Raw genomic sequence first — 23,517 nt, forward strand, 5'->3', positions numbered from 1 at the left:
CCGCGTCGGGCAGGCAGGGCGCGGGATCGTCGGCGGGGACTCATGGTCACTGGGCCGCGAGTTGGGCGACTGCACAGACTGCCCCCACGCCCACGGACACAGACGCGAGCGCCGGGTTCACCGACACCACCCTGCGCTACACCCTTCACCTCTCGGCAGGAACAGGTGCCGGCGTTCGGCTGCGGTTCGCGAATCCGTTCGGCGCGGCACCTGTGGTGGTCGGACCGGTAGCGGCGAACGGTACGCCGGTGCTGTTCGGCGGAGAGAAGGAGATCCTGATCGCGGCCGGCGCGACTGTGGTGAGCGATCCGGTGGAGATGGTGATACCGGACGGCGGGGAGTTGGCGGTGAGCATGTACCTGCCAGGCCCCACCGGCCCCCTGAGTTTCCACCGGAACGTGCACGCGACCGGCTCCATCGACGACCGCCCGACCAACTCCGTGTTCCTGCTGAACGGTGTCGACGTACCGGCGGCCGGGCGCCGCGTGGTCGCGATGCTCGGCGACTCGATCACCGAAGGAGTCGGCACGCCGGACAACGCGAACCTCCGCTGGCCGGACCAGTACGCCGCACAATTCCGCCGGCGCCCCGCCGTCGCCAACCTCGGAATCAGCGGAAACCGTGTTCTGCTCGACGACGCCCGCTTCGGACCCAGCGGCCAGTCCAGATTCGACCGCGATGTTGTCGGCCTGCCGAGCCTCCGGACGCTGGTCGTGTTCCTGGGCATCAACGACATCCAGCAACCGCCCAGCCAGACCGACCCGGCACGGATCCTGCTGGCCTACGACCAGTTGGTACGCCGCGCGCACGATCACGACCTCGAGGTGATCGGCGCGACGATCGGCCCGTTCAAGGGCTGGATCCGTTACACCGAAGCTCTCGACCAGGTCCGCAGCGACGTCAACGCCGTACTCCGGCGAGGCCGTGTCTTCGACCGCCTCCTGGACGTCGATGCGGCGCTCCGCGACCCGGCCGACCCGGCTCGGCTCCGCCCTGGCTTCAACAGCGGCGACGGCCTGCATCCCAATGCCGCCGGCGCGAAGGCGATTGCCCTAGCCCTCTGAGAGGACTCAAATGCCTGATCTCACCCTTCGTCGCCGTACCGTACTCGGCGGCATGCTCGGCGGAACGGCGCTCCTCGCCCTCCCCACACCGACCTGGGCCGCCGGGTCCACCGACGAGCTCCGCCTCCGCTGGCAGACCCTGCTCACCGGCGGGCCGACCGTCGACCCGAGTGATCCGGACCTCGCGGTAGCGATCGCCCGCGTCGACCGCCTCGCCCAGTCCGCGCTCAGCACCCTCGACCGCTCGGCAGGCCGCACCACGCTCTGGCCGGACCTCGCGAGTACAACGCTTTCCAACCACGTCGCGTCGAATTTCCGCCGGATCAAGCAGATCGCGGTGGCCTGGGCCACCAACGGATCGGCGTACCAAGGAAACGCGTCCGTCGCCGACGACATTCGTGGTGCCCTCGACTGGATGTACACCAATCGCTACAGCCCTACGCTCCCGCGCTACGACAACGACTACGACTGGGAGATCGGCGGTGCCTCCGCGTTCGCCGACACCTTGGTCCTGCTGTACGACGCGATCCCGGCGGAAACCCGGACGAAGTACACGGAGGCGATCAACCACTACACGCCGGACCCCAACCTGTGGCGCGCCGACCGGCAGATCGCGACCGGTGCGAACCGGGTCTGGATCGCCACCGTGGTGGCCACCCGCGCGGTCCTCGACGGCGACACAGCCGCGCTGGTCCGCGTGCGCGACGCGATCAGCGACGTCGAGGGCAGCGGTGCGAACAGCGTGCTCGCGTTCAACGACGCGCCTGGCCGGGTCGACGGAACGGGCGAGGGTTTCTACAGCGACGGCTCGTTCCTGCAGCACTACAAGCACCCGTACAACGGCGGGTACGGCAAGGAACTGCTCGGAACGCTTTCCGCCCTGCTCTACCTGCTCGGCGGTACCGAGTGGACCGTGACCGATCCGGACCTCGAGAACATCTACGGCTGGGTGACCGCCGCCTTCGACCCGTTGATGGTGCGCGGCGACCTGATGGGCTCGGTCTGCGGCCGGGAGATCGCCCGGCCCAGCAAGCAGAACCACGCCCCGACGCAGACGGTCATCGAAGGCACGCTTCGCCTGATCCCGGCCGCGCCGGCCGACCGCGCCGCGCAGCTGACCGCGCTCGTCAAGCAATGGATCACCGAAGACACTTTCCGGGATTTCCTGAAGGTCACGGATCCGGCCTCGCTGGTGGCGGCCCGGAACATCCTGGCGTCGCCGGCACCCGCCCGCGGCCCGCTCGTGCTGCACAAGCAGTACCCGCGGATGGACAAGGTCGCGCATCACCGGCCGTCGTTCACGATCGGGCTGAGCGCCTACTCGTCGCGGATCTACAACTACGAGTCGATCCAGACCGAGAACCTGCACGGCTGGCACCTGTCCGATGGCATGGTGCTGCTGTACGACGACGACCTCGGCCACTACTCGGGCGACTACTGGCCGACGGTCGACCCGTACCGGTTGCCGGGGACAACGGTCGACACCCGGCGACTGGCCGACTCCTACGGTTTCCGCAGCACCAGCGAGGCCGATTGGGTGGGTGGTGCCGCGGTTCCGCAGCGGACGATCGGTGCCTACGGCATGGACCTGCGCGGGTACGGAACCGGCCTGCGGGCGCTGAAGAGCTGGTTCCTGATCGACGACGTGATGGTGTGTGTCGGCTCGGACATCACCGGCGACGGCACGGTCGAGACGATCATCGAGAACCGCAAGCTGCGGACCGGGAACGAGGCGTTCACGGCAGCACCCGGTTGGTGTCACCTCGAGGGCACCGGGGGCTACGTTTTCCCGGACCGGACGCCGATCCGGACGCTGCGCGAGAACCGGACCGCGACCTGGCGGGAGATCAACCTCAAGTACGGCACCGACACGCCCGTCACCCGGCCGTACCAAACCGTGTGGATTGCCCACGGCACGGCACCGGTCGCGCAGGGCTACTACTACGTGCAGTTGCCGACCGCGACGCTGGAGGCAACGAAGTCCTTCGCCGGCAAGCTTCCGGTGCAGAAACTGCGAGCCGACTCCACGGCGCATGCGGTCCGGATGAGGAACGTCCTGGCGACCAACTTCTGGAGCGCCGGTACCGTCGCCGAACTGACCGCCGACGGACCGGCTTCCGTCGTGGTCACCGGCGGCACGGTCGCGATCTCCGATCCGACGCAAACCCGTCCGTCGGTCACCGTCGACCTCGACACGCCGGATCTCCTGCTGACGAAGGCCGATCCGGGCGTCACAGTCACCCGCCGCGGCCGCGGTTGGAGCATCGTCGTCGACACCACCGGTCGCCACGGCAACGCCGCCACTGCCTGCTTCCACTGAAGTCCACTGAAAGGAAACACTTCATGCTGGTCGACATGCCCCTGGACCGGTTGCGCGAGTACCGGCCGGAGCCGGAGGAGCCCGCGGACTTCGACGCGTTCTGGAAGCAGACGCTCGACGACGCTGCCGGACGGCCGATCGACACCCGGTTCGCGCCCTACGACGCACGTCTGGCGACCGTCGAGGTCCAGGACGTGACGTTCAGCGGATGGGGCGGTCAACCGGTCAAGGCGTGGCTGCTCCTGCCACGCCATCGCACCGGTTCGCTGCCCGCGGTCGTGCAGTACATCGGGTACAACGGCGGCCGGGGCATTCCTTACGAGTGGCTCACCTGGAGCGCGGCCGGATACGCGCACCTGATCATGGACAACCGCGGCCAGGGCGGCGGCGGAAAAACCGTTTCGGAAACTCCAGACATCGCGCCGGAAGGACACGGATCGTCGGCACCGGGTTTCCTGACCCGCGGAATCGAGGATCCGGCCAAGCACTACTACCGGCGGCTGATCACCGACGCGGTGCGCGCGGTCGATGCCGTGCGGAGCAGCCCGGACGTCGACGCCGACCGTGTCGCGGTGGTCGGTGGCAGCCAGGGCGGCGGGCTCGCGCTCGCGGTCGCCGGGCTGCGCGCGGACCTGTCCGCGGCGATCGCCGACGTACCGTTCCTGAGTCATTTCCGGCGCGCGTCGCAGATCACCGACAACGGGCCGTACGCCGAGATCGCGCGCTGGCTGAAGGGGCACCGGTTCGAGACCGAGACCGCGATCGGCACGTTGTCGTACTTCGACGCGGTGAACTTCGCCGCCCGTGCGACGTGCCCGGCGTGGTTCTCGGTCGCGCTGATGGACAACATCTGCCCGCCGTCCACGGTGTTCGCGGCGTACCACGCCTATGCCGGACCGGCCGAGATCGAGGTGTTCACCTACAACGGTCACGAGGGTGGCGCCGAGTACGACCTGCCGCGCAAGCTCAATGCGCTCGCGGGCGCCTTCGGCCACGGTGCCTGAGCCGGAGCGCGCCCCACAGGAGCAAGGCCGGTAGCCAGAGCAGCACCAACCAAGGAAGTCGCCACCAGCCGGACTCGCCGTCGAGTTCCGGCTGGGCGGCGGCGACCAGCGGCCGGGCAGCCGTCGACCAGGCGAGAAATGCGTCCCCGATCGGCACCGCACCGAACGCGTACCGCTTCGTCTTCAGCCCGCTGAACGGCAACCCGATCAGCTCGCCCGTGCGCGCCAAACGGTCGGCCAGCGGGTCGTGGTGAACCCGGGCCGCGCCCAGCGCGACGACCGTCGCGGAAAGACTCATTCCGAACACCAGTGGCCCGGAGTCCACGTCCCCCTGGCCGCTGGTGCCCTCCGGGTACTCACGGACTCCGAGCCCGTTGACGAACTTGTCCTTGAAGCTTGCGTACTGCGTTCGCGCGAACGCCGGATCGATGTCGACCAGGAATCGCTGGATCATGGCCTGCGACGAGCCCCGCGCGCCGGAAACCTGCGGAAGGACCTGATGCGGAAGCAACCCGGTCGCCGGATCCAGCCGGGTCTTCGCCGCCGTCACCCAGTTGCGCGCGGTCCGGTCGAAGCGCGGCGCGACCAGCGCGTCGTACAGCCGGAGCGAGGCGATCGCGACGACCGAGTCGACCGGCCAGACCTGTCCCGGGTAGGCGGCCAGGAACGGCGTCCTCGCGGTCCGGAAAGCGGTGGCGATCTCGACCGAGTCGCTGCTGAACGCATCTCGGTCGGCGGCGTCGGAGTGGCCGAGCGCGATCAGGCCGCCGCGGAGCCAGTTCGTCCAGCCCGCGTAGAAGACGCCGTACCGCGGTTGCAGCGACGCGTCGAACGGAGCGGTCCCGTCCGCGGAGGCGATCCGGTCGAGTGCCCAGCGCACTTCCGCGGTCGCGTGGGCGGAGCGCGCCGGATCGTCGATGCCGACCTGGACCCAGCTGAGCCCGTACAGCACGTTGAGGAAGAAGAAACCTTCCGGAAACTGTTTCTGCGCGGCCAGGTCCGCGCCGTCCTCGAGTTCGGCGCGCAGGAACGCCAACTGCTTCACCACACCCCGGGCAGGATCGGTCCACGGAAGCACCAGACGCGCGGTCCCCACCCCTGCCACCAGCGTCGCGACGACCGCCACACCGATCACCAGCTTGCGCAGCACCCGGCTCAATCTAGACGGCCGTCGGCAACCAACGGCAGTCGAACGGGTGACCATCCGGAAACGGGACCACGCGACGTGTCCGGTGCCGTCACGTGCCGAGCGTCGACTCCCGGGTGATCAGGCGGGTGGGCAGGATCAGCTGACCGCGGCGCGGTTCTCCGGCGATGACGTCGAGCAGCAGGTTGGCGGTCCGGCGACCGAGCTCCTCGAGCTCCATGTCGACGGTGGTCAGCGGCGGCCGGCTGGCCAGTGCCATCACGGACCAGTTGTCGAAGCCGGTGACCGCGATGTCGTCGGGCACCGAGCGGCCGAGCTCGCGCAGGCGGTCGCAGACGCCCCGGGCGATCTGGTCGCTGCCGCAGGTGATCGCCTCCACCGTCGGCTCGGCCCGGAGCAGCACGTCGACCGCGTGCCGTCCCCAGCGCTCGCTCCACTCGCCGTACAGCGGCTGGCCGACGAAGCCCGCCCGCGCGGCGCCCATCGTCGACGCGGCGCGGATCTGCGCGCTGAGATGCGACTCGGGACCGGTGACGTGGGCGATCCGCTCCCGGCCGAGGGACTGCAGGTGGCGCACGGCCGACGCGGCGCCGCCGTGGTCGTCGACGATCACCGACGTGTCGTCCGGATCGGTCGACGGGCTGAACGCGTACACCACCGGGATCGGTACGTCGATCGGCTCGCGCGCCTCGGTCCGGCGACCGGTCACGATGATGCCGTCCACCCGGCGGGAAACCAGCGACTTCAGGTAGTGCTGCTCGCGGAGCGGGTCGTCCCGGGTGTCGCAGAGCACGAGGGCCATCTCGCCGGCGCTCAACGCGTCCTCGGCGCCGAGCATGATCGGTATGCTGAACCGGCCGGAGCTGTCGGTCGTGATCAGGCCGACGGTGAAACTGCGCCCGGACGCGAGCGCGCGGCCGCGGCTGTCGGGGCGGAAACCGAGCTGGTCGGCCGCCCGGCGGACGCGCTCGCGGGTCTCCGCGCGGAGCTGCCCGGTGTCGTTCAGCGCCTTCGACGCCGTGCTCGCCGAGACACCGGCCAGTGCGGCCACGTCCTTGATCCCGGGCACGCGGATGATCCGTGACGCCATGCAGCAACTCCTTTCCGAGGTTTCCGGCACAGTACCGCACGGATCGCGACCGACCCGGAGTTTATCCACAGGCAGGGGTTGACCTGGCGCGTTCGGCTCTCTACCTTCGTCCAGGAAAACGTGTTCCGGATTTTCCTAACTCAGGAGTCACGGTTGATGAGCTCTTCCCCGGAAACTGTCACCACTTCCCGCACTCCGGCGGCCACCGCGAAGGGCCGCCGGCACCCCCTCGGACTCGGTCAGGTCGCGATCACCGGCGGCTTCTGGGCGCCGCGGCAGGCCCGCAACGGCGCGGACGCGATCCCCAGCGGCCAGGACCAGCTCGAGAAGGCAGGCAACCTGCACAACCTCCGCCTCGCCGCCGGTATCGGCGAAGGCGAGGCGATCGGCCCGGTGTTCGCCGACTCCGACGTCTACAAGTGGCTCGAGGCCGCCGCGTGGGAGTACGGACGCAACCCCGACGACGACCTGCTGCGGCGCATCCGTGAGCTGACCGCGGTCGTCGCGGCCGCACAGCGCGACGACGGGTACCTCGACTCGGTCGTCCAGCTCCGCTACGGCGACGAGGGCCGCTACCAGCAACTCGTCTGGAGCCACGAGCACTACTGCGCCGGCCACCTGATCCAGGCCGCCGTCGCGCAGGTCCGCTGCACCGGCGACCGGGCGCTGCTCGACGTCGCGACCAAGCTGGCCGACCACCTCGTCGCGACGTTCGGCGACGGCAAGACCGTCGACGTCGACGGTCACCCGGTCATCGAGATGGCCCTGGTCGAGCTTTATCGAGAAACCGGTACAGCGGCGTACCTGGATCTGGCGACGTGGTTCGTCGAGGCCCGCGGCCACGGGATCATCGAGCGGCACGGACACTCGCCGGCGTACTTCTCCGACCGGGTCCCGGTCCGCGAGGCGACCAGCGTCGAGGGTCACTCGGTCCGCGCGGTCTACCTCGCCGCCGGTGCGGCCGACGTCGCGCTGGAGACCGGTGACGCCGAGCTGCTCGACGCTTTGCAGCGGCAGTTCGACCACATGTGGTCCACGAAGACCTACGTCACCGGCGGGCTGGGCGCGCGCTGGGAGGGCGAGGCGTTCGGCGACGAGTACGAGCTGCCGCCGGACCGTGCGTACGCGGAAACATGTGCGGCAATCGGCGGAATCCAGTGGGCCTGGCGGATGCTGCTCGCGACCGGCGAGGCGGCGTACGGCGACGCGATCGAGCGGATGCTGTACAACGGTTTCCTGGCCGGCGTGTCGCTGGGCGGTTCGGAGTACTTCTACGTCAACCCGTTGCAGCTGCGCGGCGCGGCGTACCCGGACACCGGCCGGAGCCCGGCGCACGGGCGGCGCGGCTGGTTCGACTGCGCGTGCTGCCCGCCGAACATCATGCGCACGCTGTCGAGTCTCGACGGCTACCTCGCGACCACCGGCGACGACGCGGTCCAGATCCACCAGTACGCCGCGGGCACGATCAAGGCGGGCGACGTGGAGCTGACCGTCGAGACGAACTACCCGTGGGACGGCGCGGTCCGCATCACCAGCGCGGCCCCGGCGGTGGTCGACCTCCGCATTCCGGCGTGGGCGGAAGGGGCCACCGTCAACGGCGAACGCGTCGAGCCCGGCACCTACGCTCGCGTCACAGCTGCACAGATCGATCTCCAGCTGCCATTGGAGTCCAGGGTCGTCGGGGCGGATCCTCGGATCGACGCGGTGCGTGGTTGCGTCGCGCTGGAGCGCGGTCCGCTGGTGTACGCCGTCGAGCAGGCGGACAACGAGGCGAACGTCGACGATCTGCATCTGGTACCCGAGGCGCCTGTTGCCGAGAGCACGAATCTCCTGGACGGAGTGACAGTGCTGAAGGCCAAGGGACGAGCAGGCACAGGTCATCGGCCCGGCTGGTCGTTCGAGGTCGGTGTCGAGGACTCGACCGGCGACGAGGTCGAGGTGACCGCGATCCCGTACTACGCGTGGGCGAACCGGGAGATCGGTGCCATGCGCGTCTGGCTGCCCAGGGCCTGACGTGTTCACCCGGCGGAAGTTCCTCGGCGTGTCGGCCGCTGCGGCGGCCGGCCTGACCGGGGCCGGTCTGACGTCGAGCTGCAGTTCGGTCCTGCCCGCACCCGACGTCCAGGCGGCGGGTTTCGGGCAGGACGCCACCGGCACCGTGCAGGTGTGGTGCCGGGCGGCGACGCAGAGCGGCCTGACCGACCTGGTGAAGAAGTTCAACGCGTCGCAGGACCGGCTCACCGTCGAGCTGACACCGGTCCTGGACGCCCAGTACGTGACCAAGCTGGCGACCGCGATCCGCGGCCGGAGTGTGCCGGACCTGGTCGACATCGACGACATCAACTCGATGCTGTTCATCTACCGCGACGCGTTCACCGACCTCACCGAACCGCTCGCCGCCCTGGACTTCCGGGAAAAGCTAAGCCCGGGCCACCTGCGGCTGGCGACCAAGGACGACCGGGTGTACGGCGTTCCGTACCTCGCCGACAACTCGATGTTCTGGTTCAACACCGAGCTGTGCGACCGGGCCGACGTCGACCCGGACCAGGCCGTCAAATCGTTCGGAAGCCTGCTCGACGCGGCACGGAAATTCCGGAAACTCGGCGACGACATCTACGCGTGGAGTTTCCCGGCGAACAGTCCGGGTGCCCTCGGGTTCGTCGTCCAGCCGATGGTGTGGGCGGCGGACACGGATCTGATCCAGGGCACGATCCCGGACCAGTCCGGACACATCGTCGGAAACGACGCGGTCACGCAGATGCTCGAGCTGCACCGGCAGCTGTGGGTCGACGGATTGGTGCCCAGGGCAAACTTCTCCGACGACGCGTCGCGCTGGGGCAGCGATTTCCGGGCCGGCAAGATCGGCATCTTCCCGTCGAACTACAGCGTGGTCGTCTCGGCGTCCGACAAGGCGTTCCACGAGAAGGTCACGCCGCGGCTGCTGTCCGGCCCCGACGGTGGCGCCGCGTTCTTCGACGGCGGCGACAACATGTGCATCCCGCGCGGTGCCCGGAACGCGTCCGGCGCGTGGGAGTTCGTCCGGTTCGCGCTGGACCTGCCGCAGCAGATCGACCTGCCGGCCGGCGGCTACACACCGGTGCGGTCGGACGCCCGGAGCCCGGAGTTCGCGGAGAAATACCCGTTGGCGACGCTGCCGCTGGAACGCATCCAGGAGGGGTACGCGCCGACCACCCTGTCCTACAACCTCCTCTACAACCAGCCGGACGGGCCGTGGCTGCAGATGTTCCGCCGCGCCGTGTTCGACGGCGAGCTGGAGGCCGCCATGAAGGAAGCACAGCAGAACTACGACCGCATCCTCCGTCAGGGGCAAGCATGAGCACCGCGGTCAGAGGTGCACGCCGGCTCGACTCCGGCTCGCGCAGAGCCGCCTCTGCCGGCCGCCGGGTCGGGCAGGGCTCGCTCACGCATCCGTCCCGAACCGGGCTGCTCCTGGTGAGTCCCGCCGTACTGTTCGTCGGCGTCTTCGTCCTGGTCCCGCTCGTGTTCGCGCTGGTGATCTCGCTGACCAACTGGCCGCTGATCGGCACCGTGAAGTTCAGTGGGCTGAAGAACTACACCGCGATCGTCTCCGACGCCGCGTTCGCCAAGTCCGTCCTCTACACGCTGCTCTACACGGTCATCGTGACCGGGCCGATCCTGGTACTCGGCTACGCACTCGCGGTCCTGGTCCGCCGGAAACGCCGCGGCTCGACAGTGTTGCGCACCGTCTTCTTCCTGCCGTTCGTCGTCGGACTGTCCACGCTCAGCTTCGTGACCGTCCTCGAGGCGCAGCCGGACAGCGGCGTGATCAACATCGTGCTCCGCGAACTCGGCATCACCGGCGGTACGACGGCCTGGCTGGTGGACGGGCCGCTCGCGACCGGGCTGATCTGCGTGCTGGTGGTCTGGGCGGTCAGCGGGCTGACGATGATGCTGCTGATGGCCGGTATGCAGGCGATCCCGCGCGAGTACTACGAGTCGGCCGAGCTGGACGGCGCCGGCTGGTGGAAGCAGGAACGCGAGATCACGATCCCGATCCTGCGCCGGACGATCGCGATGGCCGTGATCATCTCGGTGATCGGCTCGCTGCTCGCGTTCTCGCAGTTCTACATCCTCACCCGCGGCGGTCCGGGAACCGACACCACGACGGTGGTCCAGTACATCTACAACCGGGCCTTCGTGCAGCTGCAGCTCGGTGCCGCGACCGCGCTGTCGATCGTGCTGGTGATCGTGGTCGGCCTGGTCACCGCGGCCCAGTTCCGCCTGCTCCGGGAGAAGGACTGACGATGCGACTCAAGAACACGTTTTACGTGATCGGCGGTGGCGGCGCGTTCCTGGTCTTCGCCGTACCGTTGCTGTGGGCCCTCTTCCGGTCGGTGCAGCCGAACGACGTGATCGTCGCGGCCCCGGACGGGAAGACGTTCTTCGACCTGACCTGGGACAACTTCCGGACACTGATCGAAGGACCCGGAAACCTGGTCCGGGCGGTCGGGAACAGCCTGGTCGTCGCGATCAGCACCGCCGCCCTGACGGCCCTGCTCGCGACCCTCGCCGGGTACGGGTTCGCGCGCTTCCGGTTCCGCAGCGGGCCGTTGCTGTTCGCGCTCGTCGTGGTGTCGATGATGATCCCGTTCCAGGCGATCCTGACCCCGCTGTACCTGGAGATGAACGTCCTGCGGCTGACCGACAGCCTGCTCGGGCTGGTGCTGTTCTACACGACGGTGAACCTGCCGTTCGGGGTGTTCGTGATGCGCAACTCGTTCGCGTCGGTGCCGGTGGAGCTGGAGGACTCGGCGCACGTCGACGGGTGCGGAACGCTCCGCATGCTGGGTTCCGTCCTGCGTCCGCTCATCACGCCGGGCGCCGCGACGGTCGCGCTGTACGCCTTCCTCGCGGCCTGGACGGAATTCCTCGGTGCGCTCACGTTCCTGACCAAGGACGAGCTCTACACGCTGCCCGTCGCGCTGGTGAACGTCCAGGCCGGCGCGTACGGCGAGATCAACTTCGGGTCGCTGGTGGCCGGGTCGGTGATCGCGATGATCCCGTGCGTGGTGCTGTACGTAGGACTGCAGCGGTTCTACGTCAGCGGCCTCGCATCAGGAGCCGTCAAGGGCTAGGCGGGTTCACAAGCTGGGGCGGATCTCGTGGTCGGCGTGGGCGGCGGCGTGCGCCTCGCCGACCTGGCGGCACAGGTCCATCAGGTCGGCCTCGTTCCGCACCTGCTGCTTGGCCTTCGGGCCCAGGTCGGTGATGTGGTCGCGGGCCCGCAGCAGCCGCCGGAACACGCGTTCCCGCTCCGCCGGGTCGTCGGTGTACTCCGGGTCGAGGTACGCCGTCGCGTCCCGGCGGATGTGGGCCATCGCGGTCTGCGTCCGCCCGCGGGTGCTGAACAGCGACGCGAAGATCGTGATCAGCAGGACGGCCAGGATCACCGCCAGTGAGAGACCGGTGCTGATCTCCACCACCTCGACGTGCTCGCCGCCGTTCACGAACGGCAGGTTGTTCTCGTGCAGCGCGTGCAGGATCAGCTTGGCGCCGATGAACGCGAGGATCGCCGCGAGCCCGAACGACAGGTAGATCAGCCGGTCCAGCAGCCCGTCGAGCAGGAAGAACAGCTGCCGGAGGCCGAGCAGGCTGAACGCGGTCGCCGTGAACACGACGAACACGTTCTGGGTCAGGCCGAAGATCGCCGGGATCGAGTCCAGCGCGAACATCAGGTCGGTGGCGCCGATCGCGACCATCACCAGCAGCATCGGCGTCAGCATCCGGCGGCCGCCGGACACGGTCGTCAGCCGGTCCCCGTCGTAGTCCTCCGAGGTCCGGAACAGCCGGCGGCTGAGCCGGACCACCACGTTCTGCGCCTGGTGGGATTCCTCGGTTTCCGGCTTGAGCATGTTCCCGGCGGTCAGCAGGAGGGCGATCCCGAACACGTAGAACACCCAGGAAAACGTGTGCAGCAACGCCGAGCCGATGAAGATGAACCCGGCCCGCGCGATCAGGCTGACCACGATCCCGACCAGCAGGACCTTCTGCTGGTTCTCCCGGGGCACCCGGAAGCCGGTCATGATGATCAGGAACACGAACAGGTTGTCGACCGACAACGCTTTCTCGGTGATGTAGCCGGCGAAATACTCCGACCCCATCGCGACGCCGCCGAACACGAGGGTGCCGAGGCCGAACAGCACCGCGATCCCGACGTACAGCGCGGACCAGATCGCGGCCTCGCGGATCGTCGGCACATGGGCCGACCGCACGTGGAAGAAGTAGTCGAACAGCAACAGGCCGACGATCGCGAGCAACGTCAGCACCCAGACCACCAGGGACACGGTCATGGGTCAACCCAACCATGCCGGGCTGCCGAGTCCAGCCTGCTCCAAGAAAGTTGCCTAAAAGGCATCTTTGCTCTTTGAGCAAATTCTGCTACGGTCGCTGTATGGCCGACGGGTTGCGGGAGCGGAAGAAGCAGGAGACGCGGATCGCGTTGAGCTGGGCCGCAGTCCGGCTCGCTGTCGAGCGCGGGTACGGCAATGTGCGGATCGAGGACATCGCCGCCGAGGCCGGCGTCTCGCTGCGGACGTTCCGCAACTACTTCGACAGCAAGGCCGACGCGATCGCCGCGCGCGAGGTCGACCGCAGCCTGCGGATCGCCGAGGAGCTCCGGGCGCGGCCGGGCGACGAGCCGCTGTGGGTGGCGGTCCGCGCGGCGATCGAGAAGCACTTCGCCCTCGGCGAGGAGGGGCACGGCGGGCGGCGGCCGCCGGACGAGCAGTGGCTCGCCGGTATTCGCCTGATGATGAGCGAGCCGGCCCTGCAGGGCGCGACCGCTCGCGCGTACGCCCGCGCCGGTGACGAACTGGCGGCCGCGGTCGCCGACCGGACCGGCACCTCGGGGATGTATCCGCGGCTGGTCGCCGAGGTGATCGGCGCGACCCGGGGCGTCGTGATGGCGGAGTGGCTGCGCGCCGATCCGCCGCGCTCGATCGCCGAGCTGCTGTCGTCGGCGCTCGACCAGGTCGAAGCCGGCCTGCCCGTCCCCGAATAACTCATCGAACCACTCGACCCCGGCGGGTTGCCGGGGCGGTCAGTCATGCCTGTGGAGGGATGTCATGGATGCCGAAGTCGTCATTGCCGGGGCCGGCCCGAACGGCCTGATGCTCGCGAGCGAGCTCCGGCTGGCCGGGGTCCGGCCGATCGTGCTGGAGAAACTGCCGGAACGCAGCACGGTTCCGCGCGCCAACGGCCTGGTGGGCCAGGTGGTCCGGATGCTCGACCGGCGCGGACTGTACGAGCGGCTGAGCGGTACGCCGGGGCCGCCTCGGCCCGCACCCGGTTTCGTGTTCGGTGCGATGCCGCTGCCACTCGACAGGCTCGAGGAGAACCCGGTCTACCTGCTGCAGGTGCCGCAGGTGCGCATCGAGGAAGTGCTGCAGGAGCGCGCGCTCGAGCTCGGCGTCGAGATCCGCCGTGGCCACGAGCTGGCCGGGTTCACCCAGGACGAGGACGGCGTCACGGTCACGCTGTCCGGCCCGGACGGCGAGTACCAGCTGCGGGCCGGCTATCTGGTCGGCGCCGACGGCGGGCACAGCCGGACGCGGAAACTCGCCGGAATCGACTTTCCCGGCGTGACCAACGACTCGATGGTGTCGCGGACCGGGAGCGCCGCGGTGCCGCCCGAGTACGTCGAGGACGGAGTGCTGAAGATCCCGGGGTACGGCGTGGTGCCGCCGTTCATGCATCAGCGGACCGAACGCGGCCTGTTCGTGTGGGCGCCGTTCCCGAATCGGCTGCCGGCGATCAGCACCGGCGAGTGGGACGCCCCGCCTGACCGGGAGATGACGTTCGAGGAGCTGCAGGAGAGCGCGGACCGGGTGCTCGGCGTGCATCTGCCGTTGGCCGAACCAACAGGTGAGGGTGTCCGGCAGTTGCGCCGGGTGGTCGGCGGCAACAGCCGGCTCGCCTCGAGTTTCCGTTCCGGGCGGGTGCTGCTGGTCGGCGACGCCGCGCATGTGCATTCCGCGATCGGCGGGCCGGGGCTGAATCTCGGGCTGCAGGACGCGGTGAACCTCGGCTGGAAGCTGGCGGCCGAGGTGCGGGGCTGGGCGCCGCCCGGGCTGCTCGACACGTACGAGTCCGAGCGCCGGCCGGTGGGGGAGCGCGTGGTGATGCAGACGCAGGCGCAGTCCGCGTTGATCGCGCCGGGCGCCGACGTGACCGCGTTGCGGAAACTGTTCGGCGAGTTCCTGACCGATCCGCGGAACGTGCAGCGCGTTGCGGACCTGATCTCCGGCGCCGACATCACGTACTCCGAGGGATCGCATCCGCTGGTCGGCCGGTGGGCGCCGGACTTGACGGTCGGGTCGGTGCGGCTGGCCGAACTGATGCGGTCCGCACGCCCGCTCCTCATCGACCTCACGCCCGACGGTGCGTTCGCCGGCCTCGCGGAGGATCCCGTGGAGGCGGTCACCGGCCGGAGCGAGACTCCGCTCGCCCTGCTGATCAGGCCGGACGGCTATGTCGCATGGGCCGCCGACCAGGACGGCACCGCGGAACGTGACGGACTGCGTGACGCGATCGCGCAGTGGTTTCAGCCGCGCCCTTTGACCAGCGCGACCAGGTAGCGGCACCCCGACGTACCAGGGTTGTGGAAGGTCGTCGGAGACGGCGGGCCGAGCTGCAGGCAGTCCCCGGTGTGCAGCTCGTGGAGCTGCGATCCCTCGTGGAAACGCAGGATTCCGTCGAGGATCCACAGCTGCTGGTACTTGAAGATGTACGCGTCGGCCGGGTACGAGACCGATGCGCCGGGCGGCAGCTCGACCTCGACCAGTTCCAGGGGCCCTTCGGTCACCGGGGACACCGCGCGGCGGCGATATCCGGTGACCGGATCGGTCCAGACCGGCTGGTCCTCCGCTTTCCGCAGCAGGTCGCCCGTGTTCTCCGCGCGGGCGACCAGCTCGGACAACGTCATGCCGAGCGCTCCCGACAGCTTCCCGAGCAGGACGGCGGTGGGCTGCGCCTCGCCCCGCTCGATCTTCCCGATCATCGCGCGGGAAACGCCCGACCGCTCGGCCAGCGCGTTCACCGACAGGTCCCGGGCGACCCGCGCCTGCTGCACGGTCGCGGCCAGGGATCGAGACAGTTCATCCATCACGCTTGCCACTATAGAGACAGTTGTGGCTACTATCGTGTCATGGTTCAGGTCAGAGACGCCTCGGTCGCCGACGCCGAGGCCTGCGCGGCCATCTACGCGCCGTACGTCAGGGGCACCGCGATCACGTTCGAGCTCGAGCCGCCGACGGCCGAGGAGATGGCCGAGCGGATCACGACTGCGCAGTCCACCCATGCGTGGCTGGTCCTCGAGGACGACGGCGACGTGGTCGGCTATGCGTACGGCGGCGCGATGAAGCCGCGTCCGGCGTACCGCTGGTCCTGCGAGGTCAGCGTGTACGTGGCGCCCAGTCACCACCGCACCGGCGCGGGCCGGACCCTCTACAACGCCCTCTTCGACCGGCTTTCCGAACGCGGTTTCCGCACCGCCGTCGCCGGTGTGACCCAGCCCAACCCGGCCAGCGACGCCCTGCACAAGTCGCTCGGCTTCGAGACCATCGGTACCTACCGGAACATCGGCTGGAAACTCGATTCCTGGCATGACGTCGCCTGGTCCCAGCGCCCGCTCGCCAAGCTCCCGGACCCACCGGAAGAACCGAGCTAGCCGGCCCGGACCGCGTCGGGGGTGGTGCCGGTCCAGGACTTGAATGCCCGGTAGAACGAGTTGGTGTCGTCGTACCCGAGCAGGAACGCGATGTCCGTGGTCCGCAGGTCGCCGTTCGTCAGGTAGTGCCGCGCGAGGTCTTCCCGGGTCCTGGTCAGGACGGTCTGGAACGAGGTGCCTTCGTGGCTGAGCTGCCGCTGGAGAGTACGCGCGCTGGTGGCGAGCTGGTGGGTGACCGCACCGATCGACGGGTCACCTGCGGGCAGCGTCTCGAGGAGTGCGGCGCGGACCCGGTCGGCGACCGTGGCGGAGGCCTGCAGGTCGGAGAGCCGGCGGCGGAGCTCGGGGGCGAAGACTCGCCACATCTGTTCGTTCTCGGTCAGGAAGGGACGCCCCGCATCCGCGGCGGTGAAGGTGATCGACGACCGGCTGCCCTTGCGGACCCGGGCGCCCAGGTAGCTCTCCATCGCCGACGGGTCGGCGGGTGGGCTGGGCATGGTGACCCGTGCGGGCCGGATCTGCTCGCGCGTGGCGATGCGGGCCAGAGCGACCCAGAAAATCAGCTCGGTGGCCGCCAGCAGGATCGGTGGCTTCGGTCCGGGCGGCCAGACGCAGGTGATCGTCAGCGCGGTGCCGGCGTCGACGTCGATCCGCAGCGGGCCGATCAGTGGCTTGTGGACAGCGAGTCGCCGCGCCGCCGCGGTGAGATTCGGGCTGCAGAGCGCGCCGAACATCGGCGGCGAGAAGAACTCGACGGAGATCGCCTTCCCGATGTCGAGCGCGAGATCGCGATCCGCGCCACCCTCGGCACCGAGCGCGTCCCAGAACCGGTAGTACTCCGGAACCGAGAGCTCGATGGGCTGCCGGGCGAACAGGTCAGCCGGCAGCTCGGCGCGCCGCAGGGCCCGCGACGGTGAGATCCCGAGGTCCCGGACGAAGGCCCGGATGCTCGGTTCCAGGTCGAAACGGTCACCTGCCATACCGCGAGCCTAGCCGCCGACCCGACGCGACGGACCCGCACAAGCCGCCAACGCACTTGCAGATCACGCCGACCGTCGCTGGCGCGAAGTGCAAGCCGATCGGCGTCTTGTGCTAGTGGAGCCGCGCGCCGCCGTTCCTACCGTGGGCCGTGTCCACAGCAGAACCGCAGCAAAGGAAACTACCTTGAGTACGCCGACAGCACTCGTCACCGGCGCCTCTTCCGGCATCGGTGAAGCCACCGCCCTGGAACTGGCCGAGGCCGGCTACACCGTCTACGCCGCGGCCCGGCGCGTCGAGCGGATGGCCCACCTCACCAGCTCCGGTATCCGCCCGATCGCGATGGACGTCACCGACGACGCCTCGCTGCAGGCCGGCGTCGAGAAGATCCTCGCCGAGACGGGCCGCCTGGACGTCCTGGTCAACAACGCCGGCTACGGCTCGTACGGCGCGGTCGAGGACGTCCCGCTCGACGAAGCCCGCTACCAGTTCGAGGTCAACGTCTTCGGCGCGGCGCGGCTCGTCCAGCTCGTGCTCCCGCAGATGCGCGCGCAGCGGTCCGGAAAGATCGTCAACATCACGTCGATGGGCGGCAAGATCCACACTCCGCTCGGCGCCTGGTACCACGCCACCAAGTTCGCGCTGGAGGCGATCAGCGACTGCTTGCGGCTCGAGCTCAAGCCCTTCGGTATCGACGTCGTCGTGATCGAGCCCGGTGGGATCAAGACCGAATGGGCCGGCATCGCCGCCGGCAAGCTCCGGGCGGTCTCCTCCACCGGTCCGTACGCCCCGCAAGGCAACGCGGTCGCCGACTCGCTCTCGTCGGAGTCCAATCAGCGGCGCGCCTCCGCGCCGGAGCTGATCGCCCGGACGATCGCCAAGGCGGTGCAGGCACGCAGGCCGAAGACCCGGTACGCCGTCGGCTTCGGAGCCAAGCCGCTGATCTTCCTCCGCGAGGTGCTGCCCGACCGTACCTTCGACGCGGTCGTGCGCCGAGCGATCGGGGTTCCGTCCAGCTGACGTCACGTCTTCGGCGTGGTCATCGGCGGGCAGGTGCCGCCGGGCGTGGTCGCCAGCTCGAAGTGCCAGATCTCGTGGGACAGCGTCTGGCACAGGCCGTAGCGGCTGCCGTGGCGGTTCAGCCAGTCGTCGGCGTCGGTCGGTCCGATGTCGACGGCGTGGCCCGTGACGTGGTGGGACTCGTCGGGATCGGCGACGTACTCCTTGGCCTTCTTCTTGCTGCCGTACTTGCGGATCGCCTTCTCCATCAGCTCTTCCTGGTACTTCTTGCTCCGCCACCCGGTCGTGACCTGCATCGTGATGCCGTCCTTCTGCATCGCGGTCTCGGCCCGCTGAACTGCCTCGCGCAGGGCGGGATCGAGCTTGGCGACCCCGGGCAGATCGGTGTCGTACGCCGAGGTGTGGTCCGGCAGGACGCCGTCCGCGGCGCCTGGCGGTCCGCCCTGCGCCGAGCCGGATCCTGACGACCGCCCTGACCTGGAGGCCGGACCGGCGCTCGACGGTGACGTCTCGTCCGCCCCGGAAACCGCTGTACAGCCGGTCAGGACGAGAACGATGACGATGGCAACGATCGCCGGCCGGCCCGGTACGGCCGGCCGGCGCCCGCGCCGCAGGTGATTGATCAGCATGCCGACCAGTTCATCGGAGCCGATGTTGCAGCAGCGTCTGCGGATTCCTTTACGTTTTCGATAAGCGGCGCCTGGTTCAATGGACGGTATGCGGGTGCTGATCGTCGAGGACGAGGTCTATCTCGCCGAGGCGATCCAGGCCGGTCTGCGGCTGGAGGCGATCGCGGCCGACCTGGCCTTCGACGGCAACTCGGCGCTGGACGCGGTCACGGTGAACGCGTACGACGTCGTGGTCCTCGACCGCGATCTGCCCGGCGTCAGCGGGGACGAGGTCTGCCGGCAGATCGTTGCGCAGGGCATCGGCTGCCGGGTGCTGATGCTGACCGCGGCCGGCGACCTCGACGACAAGGTGGCGGGCTTCGAACTCGGCGCCGACGACTACCTGACCAAACCGTTCGAGCTGCGCGAGCTCGTCGTCCGGCTGCGGGCCCTGGTCCGCCGCCCCGCCGCGACCCCGCCGACCGTGATCGAGTACGCCGGCGTCCGCCTGGATCCGTACCGTCGCGAGGTGTACCGCTTCGACCGGTACGTGAAACTGACCCGCAAGCAGTTCGCCGTGCTCGAGCTGCTGATGGCGGCGCGCGGCGGTGTGATCAGCGCGGAAACACTGCTGGAGAAGGCCTGGGACGAACACGCCGACCCGTTCAGCAACGTCGTCCGGATCACGATCTCGGCGCTGCGGAAACAGCTCGGGAACCCGTGGGTGATCCACACGGTGCCGGGCGTCGGCTACCGGGTCGGGGAATCATGAGCGAGCGCCTGATGACGCGGCGGCCGCGGCTGACGGTCCGGCTGCGGCTGACGCTGAGCTACGCCGGTCTGCTGGTCGTTTCCGGCGCCGCCGTTTCCTGCATCATCTGGCTGGTTTTCCGGATCGTTCCGAACTACCCGCTGACCGCGGCGAATCCGCGGGACCTACAGTCCGGCCAGCCGCCGTCGCGCGCGGAGATTCTCGACCTGGTGGTGAAACTGTCCGCCTGGACGCTGGGCTTTCTGGCGCTCGTCGGACTGGTCGGCGGCTGGATCCTCGCCGGCCGGATGCTGAAACCGTTGCAGGAGATCACGGCTGCGGCGCGGCGCGCGGCGAGCGGGTCGCTCGACCACCGGATCGGGCTGACCGGGATCCGGGACGAGTTCACCGACCTGTCGGACACGTTCGACGAGATGCTGGACCGGCTGCAGCTGTCCTTCGAGCAGTACCGGCGGTTCGCGGCCAACGCCTCGCACGAGCTGCGGACACCGCACGCCGTGATGAAGACGATGCTCGAGGTCGCGCAGGCCGATCCGGGGCACCAGGACGTGCCGCAGCTGGTGAAACGGCTGGCCGAGACGAATCAGCGCGGGATCGACATCGTCGAGACCCTGCTGAGCCTCACCGCGCTGGACAACCGCGAGGTCGAGGTCGATCCGGTCGACCTCGCAGCGGTGCTGCGCTCGGCCTGGCCGGCGCTGTCCGCCGAGGCCGCCGAGGCGGGTACGACGCTGTCGTCCGAGCTCACGGAATCGGTTGTCGAGGGGAACGACGTACTGCTGCACCAGGTCGTCACCAATCTGGTGCAGAACGCGATCCGGCACGGCGGCGGAACGGTTTCCGTGCGAGTTTCCGGCGGCTGGCTCGTGGTCCGGAGCGACGGCGGGATCCTGGACGCGGCGCGGGTGCGGACCTTCGTCGAACCGTTCGCGAAGGACCGCTACGGCGCCGGGCACGGACTCGGTCTGGCGCTGGTACGCCGGATCGTCGAGGTCCATCGCGGGCGGCTGGAGCTGGCCCCGAATCCGGACGGGGGCCTGACGGCAACCGTCGTCCTGCGGGAGCTCGGCTTCGGAAGCTGACCCGGCAGGCAGTTGGCCCGGTCGACGGGCGAGGATGGTGCGGTGAGTGACGACCGCCGATCAGCCGGCCAGCAGGTGACCGTACGCCGCGCCGTCGAGGAGGACGACGCGGCGCTGCTCGCGATCGAGCGGAGCGCCTGGGACGCGTCGTCGGGTTTCCCGTCGTACCAGGACACCCTGCAGGACACCTTCTTCAGCCGGAGCGGACCGGAGGCGCATCTGGTCGCGGAGCACGACGGGACCGTGGTCGGGTACCTGCGCCTGCAGGACAAGTACCAGTTCCCCGAGGGCGCGGGGGTGCTGACGATCAACGGTCTCGCGGTCGCCCACGACGCGCGCCGCCTCGGTGTCGCCTCGGCACTCCTGGAGGCCGCGGCCGCCGAAGGCCGTCTCCGCGGTGCCCGCAAGATCAGCCTGCACGTCCACAGCACCAACGCGGCCGCCCGCCGCCTGTACGAACGGCACGGGTACGTCGTCGAGGGCACCCACCCGAACGAGTTTCTCATCGAGGGCGACTACATCGCCGCCCTCGACATGGCAAAGACGCTCTAACGACTGATGACGGGCGAGTAGTCGTCCCAGATGCTGGTGGTGCCGGGAACGTACACGCGGTACCGGCGGGTGCGGTTCGGGTAGTAGTTGTACGTCACCTGTCCGACGCTGTTGGTTGTGGCGTACGCCAGGCCCTTCCAGGTCGTCGTACCGATGTCCTGGTACTGGATCAGCACCTTCTTGCCGGCCCAGCGCTCGTACCGGTCGTGCAGGGGGCGCCAGTACGAGACCGTGGTGAGCAGCGCCGTACGACTGCCCTGGCGGCCACCGGTGAGAGCTGCCACCGACGCGCACCGGGACGCCGTGTACCCGGTGGCGAGATCGGCGACCTTGACGCCGTTGATGTCTGTCGCGCCACCGGCGGGCTGCCAGGTGATGGTCCCGATCACCGGCGACGAACCGGAGAAGCCGAACTGGGCGACGCGATTGCCGTTCGTGAACTCGAGCCGTCCCTGCGGCTTCCCCGTGACGGCGGGCGTACTCTTCCACACCGCCGTGTAGACGTTCGCAGGACAGTTGGCACCCAGCCGCGCGTAGAACAGGTTGTACGACCCGCTGACGCTGATGCGTGCGGGGGCTGCGAGAGTGCAGGCTGCCGTCGTTCGCTGCGTGGCAGCTTGCGCGGGCTGGGTGGCCGTCAGGCCGGCCGCCACGATTGCGACGGCCGGCGCGAGTTTCCAGGGCTTCAAAAGTTCCCCCTCTTCGAAGTGGTCGGGGGAACGTTAGCGAGTTACGGGTTGACGCCGTGGTCGCGGAGCCATGGCTCCGGGTTGATCGGCGAGCCGCCACCGGGCAGGACCTCGAAGTGGACGTGGGGGCCGGTGGTGTTGCCGGTCATGCCGATCCGGCCGACCATCGTGCCGGCCTTGACCGAGTCGCCGACGGAGACGTCGAACTCGGACATGTGGCTGTACGACGTGACGGTGCCGTCGGCGTGCCGCACCTTCACCTGGCGGCCGTAGGCGCCTTCGAAGTCGGCCTGGATGACCTCACCGGCCATCACCGAGCGGACCGGCGTACCCATCGGGGCCGCGAAGTCCAGACCGGTGTGGTTGTGCGCCCAGCGGCCACCGGCCTGGTCGAAGCGGGCGGTCAGGTGGTAGCCGGTGGTGGGCAGCACGACCTTCGGCGCAGCCTTGGCAGCAGCCGCCTTGAGGGCCGCGGCCTTCGCGACCGCCTCGGCGCGAGCCTCGGCCAGGGCCTTCTTCTGGGCGGCGGCCTTGCGGGCGGCGGCTGCTTTCGCGGCGGCCAGGGCAAGCGCCCGCCGCTGCGTCAGCGTCGCGTTCGCGGCGAGCTTCGCGGCCCGCTGCTTCGCCGCGGCGTCGGCGGCCGCCTTCCGGCTCGATGCGAGCGACAGGTCGATCCGGGACGCGTCCCGCGATCCGAGGTCGCGCCGATCGATGCGGGCGGCGGTCAGGGCTTCGGCCTGTGCGGGGCTCAGACCGGTGCTTCCGGACGCATTGGCCGGTCCGCTCGCGGACGAGCTGAGTCCGACGGTGGTGGTGCCCGCCGCGGCCGCCAGGGCGGCGGTCAGGCCGATGAGCTGGGTACGGCGGACGCTACGACGGGAGGAGCGGTGCTTTGCCACCCGGCGCGAGGCAGCCGAGAGGCTGGACGCCTGCCGATCTGCATGCGGCGCGTCTTGGTGAGTGGGCACGGAAAACCTTCCAGGGAGGGGAAACCGCCGGTGAGGGGGACCGACGGCCTCAACGACCATAACGAGAGGGTCACGAGCGCCCAAACACGGATTGCGAAGAGACCGTGCGAAATTGGACACGCTCAGTGAGGCCGTCTTGCCGCCGGGTGCACGCTCAGGCGTGAATCGGCCGGTGAAGAAAGTCGCCGCCGCTGTGACGCGGATCACTTCCCTGATGGCGCCGGGCGGCCCCTCCGGACCGGTATAAGCCGTCCATATATTGAGAGCTTTGTCGACTGACTTACTAATCTTTCAATCGCGTCCCATACTGAGATGACACGACCGACGAGAGGGGACGGGGATGACGCGCAAGCCGCCGTACTACCGCCTCCACATCGATCTTCTCCGGGTCTCCAGCGCGCTCTGTCTGCGCTGAGCCGAGTTACCTCGCGTCCTGTTGAGGCGTCCGGTCCGGACGTCTGTCGCCTGCTGCCCTCCAGCGCCGGAGGGCCCGCGAAGCCTGCCCACCGCCAGG

Annotated in this window: 23 protein-coding genes; 15 read left to right on the forward strand and 8 right to left on the reverse strand. The window is 69.2% G+C overall.

The genetic code is table 11. The features are described 5' to 3' along the window. The first annotated feature begins 215 nt into the window (after positions 1-215). The 3 genes from AB0L64_RS22810 to AB0L64_RS22820 are packed head-to-tail and all read left to right on the forward strand — an operon-like array spanning position 216 to position 4,388. Complete coding sequence (locus tag AB0L64_RS22810; protein ID WP_363712972.1) at positions 216-1,064, forward strand: GDSL-type esterase/lipase family protein; 849 nt, start codon at positions 216-218, stop codon at positions 1,062-1,064. Positions 1,065-1,074: 10 nt separating this feature from the next. After that, the gene (locus AB0L64_RS22815; RefSeq protein ID WP_363712974.1) at positions 1,075-3,384 is read left to right on the forward strand and encodes a polysaccharide lyase 8 family protein; all 2,310 of its coding nucleotides are present in this window, start codon (positions 1,075-1,077) and stop codon (positions 3,382-3,384) included. A 23-nt stretch (positions 3,385-3,407) separates the two neighbouring features. Then, positions 3,408-4,388 carry an acetylxylan esterase gene (locus AB0L64_RS22820; protein WP_363712976.1) on the forward strand — a complete coding sequence of 327 codons (981 nt, stop codon included), beginning with the start codon at positions 3,408-3,410 and terminating at the stop codon, positions 4,386-4,388. On the opposite strand, the gene AB0L64_RS22825 is transcribed toward AB0L64_RS22820, so the two are convergent. After that, positions 4,351-5,538, reverse strand: coding sequence for a hypothetical protein (locus AB0L64_RS22825; RefSeq protein WP_363712978.1), 1,188 nt, complete (start codon positions 5,536-5,538; stop codon positions 4,351-4,353). The genes AB0L64_RS22820 and AB0L64_RS22825 overlap by 38 nt on opposite strands. Positions 5,539-5,626: 88 nt before the next feature. Then, positions 5,627-6,625, reverse strand: a complete 999-nt coding sequence (locus tag AB0L64_RS22830; RefSeq protein ID WP_359939664.1) for a LacI family DNA-binding transcriptional regulator — start codon at positions 6,623-6,625, stop codon at positions 5,627-5,629. 156 nt (positions 6,626-6,781) lie between these two features. Between AB0L64_RS22830 and AB0L64_RS22835 the strand changes: the two genes are divergently transcribed. The 4 genes from AB0L64_RS22835 to AB0L64_RS22850 are packed head-to-tail and all read left to right on the forward strand — an operon-like array spanning position 6,782 to position 11,742. After that, positions 6,782-8,638 carry a beta-L-arabinofuranosidase domain-containing protein gene (locus AB0L64_RS22835; protein WP_363712980.1) on the forward strand — a complete coding sequence of 619 codons (1,857 nt, stop codon included), beginning with the start codon at positions 6,782-6,784 and terminating at the stop codon, positions 8,636-8,638. Between the two features lies 1 nt (position 8,639). Beyond that, a complete protein-coding gene (locus tag AB0L64_RS22840) occupies positions 8,640-9,962 on the forward strand; it encodes an extracellular solute-binding protein (RefSeq protein WP_363712981.1) in 1,323 nt (440 codons plus the stop codon). Further along, complete coding sequence (locus AB0L64_RS22845; RefSeq protein ID WP_363712983.1) at positions 9,959-10,909, forward strand: sugar ABC transporter permease; 951 nt, start codon at positions 9,959-9,961, stop codon at positions 10,907-10,909. Before AB0L64_RS22840 ends, AB0L64_RS22845 begins: the two co-directional genes overlap by 4 nt. Before the next feature lie 2 nt (positions 10,910-10,911). Further along, positions 10,912-11,742, forward strand: a complete 831-nt coding sequence (locus AB0L64_RS22850; protein ID WP_363712985.1) for a carbohydrate ABC transporter permease — start codon at positions 10,912-10,914, stop codon at positions 11,740-11,742. A gap of 6 nt (positions 11,743-11,748) precedes the next feature. On the opposite strand, the gene AB0L64_RS22855 is transcribed toward AB0L64_RS22850, so the two are convergent. Next, entirely contained in the window at positions 11,749-12,957 is a 1,209-nt protein-coding gene (locus AB0L64_RS22855) for a TerC family protein (RefSeq protein WP_363712987.1), read from the reverse strand. Positions 12,958-13,058: 101 nt separating this feature from the next. On the opposite strand from AB0L64_RS22855, the gene AB0L64_RS22860 reads away from it, so the two are divergent. Continuing rightward, positions 13,059-13,667, forward strand: a complete 609-nt coding sequence (locus AB0L64_RS22860; protein ID WP_363712989.1) for a TetR family transcriptional regulator — start codon at positions 13,059-13,061, stop codon at positions 13,665-13,667. Positions 13,668-13,731: 64 nt separating this feature from the next. Then, entirely contained in the window at positions 13,732-15,243 is a 1,512-nt protein-coding gene (locus AB0L64_RS22865; protein WP_363712991.1) for an FAD-dependent monooxygenase, read from the forward strand. Here the strand turns inward: AB0L64_RS22865 and AB0L64_RS22870 are convergent. Further along, positions 15,210-15,770, reverse strand: coding sequence for an XRE family transcriptional regulator (locus tag AB0L64_RS22870; protein ID WP_363713499.1), 561 nt, complete (start codon positions 15,768-15,770; stop codon positions 15,210-15,212). The two genes, AB0L64_RS22865 and AB0L64_RS22870, sit on opposite strands and share 34 nt — an antisense overlap. A 42-nt stretch (positions 15,771-15,812) precedes the next feature. On the opposite strand from AB0L64_RS22870, the gene AB0L64_RS22875 reads away from it, so the two are divergent. Then, entirely contained in the window at positions 15,813-16,334 is a 522-nt protein-coding gene (locus tag AB0L64_RS22875; RefSeq protein ID WP_363712993.1) for an N-acetyltransferase family protein, read from the forward strand. Here the strand turns inward: AB0L64_RS22875 and AB0L64_RS22880 are convergent. Continuing rightward, positions 16,331-17,314, reverse strand: a complete 984-nt coding sequence (locus AB0L64_RS22880) for an AraC family transcriptional regulator ligand-binding domain-containing protein (protein WP_363712995.1) — start codon at positions 17,312-17,314, stop codon at positions 16,331-16,333. The two genes, AB0L64_RS22875 and AB0L64_RS22880, sit on opposite strands and share 4 nt — an antisense overlap. Before the next feature lie 184 nt (positions 17,315-17,498). Between AB0L64_RS22880 and AB0L64_RS22885 the strand changes: the two genes are divergently transcribed. Further along, a complete protein-coding gene (locus AB0L64_RS22885) occupies positions 17,499-18,332 on the forward strand; it encodes an oxidoreductase (RefSeq protein WP_363712997.1) in 834 nt (277 codons plus the stop codon). 2 nt (positions 18,333-18,334) lie between these two features. On the opposite strand, the gene AB0L64_RS22890 is transcribed toward AB0L64_RS22885, so the two are convergent. Beyond that, complete coding sequence (locus AB0L64_RS22890) at positions 18,335-18,961, reverse strand: M15 family metallopeptidase (RefSeq protein WP_363712999.1); 627 nt, start codon at positions 18,959-18,961, stop codon at positions 18,335-18,337. 88 nt (positions 18,962-19,049) lie between these two features. Here AB0L64_RS22890 and AB0L64_RS22895 point away from each other — a divergent pair, with 88 nt between their 5' ends. Genes AB0L64_RS22895 through AB0L64_RS22905 form a run of 3 tightly spaced genes read left to right on the forward strand, consistent with a single transcriptional unit; the run spans position 19,050 to position 21,346 of the window. Beyond that, complete coding sequence (locus AB0L64_RS22895; RefSeq protein ID WP_363713001.1) at positions 19,050-19,712, forward strand: response regulator transcription factor; 663 nt, start codon at positions 19,050-19,052, stop codon at positions 19,710-19,712. Next, a complete protein-coding gene (locus tag AB0L64_RS22900) occupies positions 19,709-20,794 on the forward strand; it encodes a HAMP domain-containing sensor histidine kinase (protein ID WP_363713003.1) in 1,086 nt (361 codons plus the stop codon). The genes AB0L64_RS22895 and AB0L64_RS22900 overlap by 4 nt, the downstream gene beginning before the upstream one ends. A 42-nt stretch (positions 20,795-20,836) precedes the next feature. Next, entirely contained in the window at positions 20,837-21,346 is a 510-nt protein-coding gene (locus tag AB0L64_RS22905; protein ID WP_359939621.1) for a GNAT family N-acetyltransferase, read from the forward strand. Here the strand turns inward: AB0L64_RS22905 and AB0L64_RS22910 are convergent. Beyond that, positions 21,343-22,035: a hypothetical protein gene (locus tag AB0L64_RS22910; RefSeq protein WP_363713005.1), complete on the reverse strand. Its 693-nt coding sequence runs from the start codon at positions 22,033-22,035 to the stop codon at positions 21,343-21,345. The genes AB0L64_RS22905 and AB0L64_RS22910 overlap by 4 nt on opposite strands. A 41-nt stretch (positions 22,036-22,076) precedes the next feature. Next, entirely contained in the window at positions 22,077-23,003 is a 927-nt protein-coding gene (locus tag AB0L64_RS22915; protein WP_363713007.1) for a M23 family metallopeptidase, read from the reverse strand. Between the two features lie 340 nt (positions 23,004-23,343). Here AB0L64_RS22915 and AB0L64_RS22920 point away from each other — a divergent pair, with 340 nt between their 5' ends. After that, positions 23,344-23,418: a putative leader peptide gene (locus AB0L64_RS22920; RefSeq protein WP_355483003.1), complete on the forward strand. Its 75-nt coding sequence runs from the start codon at positions 23,344-23,346 to the stop codon at positions 23,416-23,418. Positions 23,419-23,517: the final 99 nt, after the last annotated feature.

Origin of the sequence: Kribbella sp. NPDC051936, assembly GCF_040680955.1 — a bacterium.
In the GTDB taxonomy this organism is placed as follows: Bacteria; Actinomycetota; Actinomycetes; order Propionibacteriales; family Kribbellaceae; genus Kribbella.